2 protein-coding genes are annotated in these 2,398 nt (G+C 38.6%); one reads left to right on the forward strand and one right to left on the reverse strand.

The features are described from left to right. Nucleotides 1-580, reverse strand: a 580-nt coding sequence (locus AC1DPZ_RS25610) for a Gfo/Idh/MocA family protein (protein ID WP_477408814.1), incomplete at its 3' end; no start/stop codon positions are given. Between the two features lie 435 nt (nt 581-1,015). On the opposite strand from AC1DPZ_RS25610, the gene AC1DPZ_RS25615 reads away from it, so the two are divergent. After that, the coding region (locus tag AC1DPZ_RS25615) for an LTA synthase family protein (protein ID WP_477408816.1) at nt 1,016-2,398 on the forward strand (1,383 nt) is incomplete at its 3' end.

The raw sequence follows: 2,398 nt of genomic DNA on the forward strand, positions 1-2,398 counted from the left end.
TGGTAATGGGGCCAAATTTGCCCGAGTGGATAAAATCATTAGCGGCATGGTAATTGGCCCCGCTCCTGCGTTGCGAACCTATCTGTACTATTTTACCCGATTCCTTGATGGCTTTAAGGGCATCGCGGTTGTCTTCCATCGTTTCGGCAAAAGGCTTTTCAACATAAGCGTCACATCCAGCTTTTACAGCTTCAATAGCATGCCGTGCATGCTGAAAATCGGCGGTACTAATAAATACTGCATCTACCGTTTTGCTGTCGTATAATTCCTCGTTGTTGCGGTATGCCTTTACATCATTCTGCATTTTCTCTTTCCAGGTAGCCGCACCTTCTTCTCTGCGCCTTTTCCAGATGTCCGATACACCAACTACTTCAAAATTAAGTTCCTTGCAGTGGTTCATGAAGCTGGGAATATGCGAACTTTTATGCCTGTCAGAAAATCCGACAACACCAACCCGCACACGATCATTAGCGCCGATAATACGTTTGTAGCTTTTGGCGCTCCACGCGGTTTTGGTGAGTAATGTGCTGGCCCCCACTAATGCGACCTGCCTGATAAAAGTTCGACGTGATTTTTCCATAATAGTTGTATAATTTAGATAGTTGATTTTAATTGATCCCGAAGTTACAGCTGATGCAGGCATCAGGCCGTCACTATAATGTTTTTCGTGGAGTACAGGTAAATTGGTTTAATACAGTCTGCGCAACTGATAAAACCAAATATCGATGAAATCTCACAAAAAATATTATTCCTTTTGTAAGAAACATATTACAATAGTGGTTCCCTGCTACCATATGAAGCATTTGTAAGTAAAATGTAAATAAAACCTTGCAAGTGCAGACCATATTGCAACGGCAACCAATAACTTAACAATTATTTGTTTTTTTATTTACATTCGCTTTTTAACAAATTCCCGGCATATTAAGCGAAGGCATATCAAGGTTCATTCCCGAACAGGGTTTAATATCATCTCGTGCCCAACGCAATTTAACGGTAAATAAAAACAATATTTTTAATGGAGATTAAATTTAGATTGGGTGAATATAAGGTCCTTTTATACCGTATATTATTAGGCTATTTATTCTATTTTATCAGCAGGATCTTATTTTTTGCATTTAATACAAATCTTTTTGCTGTTGATGATTTATCTACTTTATTAAAGTTGTGTTATCACGGAATGGCCTTTGATACCACTGCGCTATTGTACATTAACAGTTTATTTATTGTTTTAAGCATTCTCCCGTTAACCATCAATACAAGACCTAATTATCAAAAAGGCCTTACAATTTTATATTTCGTTACAAACCTGCTGGCTTATGCCACAAATTTTGTTGACATTATTTACTATCGTTTCAGCCAGGTTCGGTCAACCAAAGCTACGCTTGATGTGCTTGCCGATGAAACCAACAAAAAGGCGTTATTTAGACATTTTTCTGACGCATATTGGTATGTAATTATCATCTATATATTATGCTGTTTTTGCTGGATCTGGCTGTATAACCGGGTAAAGATTAAACCTAACGCAATCAAGAATTTAAACGCTTATTTTTACTCTTCGGTGGTGGCGTTCCTGGTTGCCCTTGCTTTAGTTATCGGGGGAATAAGAGGTGATTTTGCACACAGCACCAGGCCCATTAACATGGTTGATGCTTATAAACATGTTACCATACCAAACCAGGGCGATATAGTATTAAATACTCCTTTTGCAATTTTTAGAACACTTGGCAGCAACAATTTTAAAATTGAACACTGGACAGACGAACACTATATCAATGCTAACATCAAACCGGTAAAACAATATAACGGCAACCCCGCTGTGAAGCCCAATATTGTAATTATTATATTGGAAAGTATGGGAAGAGAGTATTGGGGCTGCATGAACAAAGAGGCCGCTATACCCGATTTTAAATCGTACACTCCCTTTTTAGATTCATTAGCCGATAGCAGCTTAATATTTACCAATGCTTATGCCAATGGCCGTCAATCTATTCATGCCATGTCGTCCGTTTTAGCTGGCATTCCGTCATTTCAAACGGCCTTTACTTCATCACCCTATGCAAAACAAAAAATCCAGTCCATCGTGTCTGTTTGCGATAGTTTAGGCTATCAAACGTCATTTTTCCATGGTGCGGCAAACGGATCTATGGGTTTCCAGGGATTTGGTAATATTTTAGGATTTAAAAAGTACTACGGCAGAACAGAATACAACAACGACGAGGATTATGATGGCATTTGGGGTATTTGGGACGAGCCATTTTTTCAGTTTATGGGTAAAACCCTTAGCGGTCAAAAACAACCATTTATGGCTACTTTGTTTACTTTATCATCACATGATCCGGATCAGATTCCCGAAAAATATCATTCAAGATTTAAAGGCGGCCCGCTTACAATTGATAAA

The sequence above is a fragment of the Mucilaginibacter sp. P4_G9 genome (assembly GCF_056400985.1).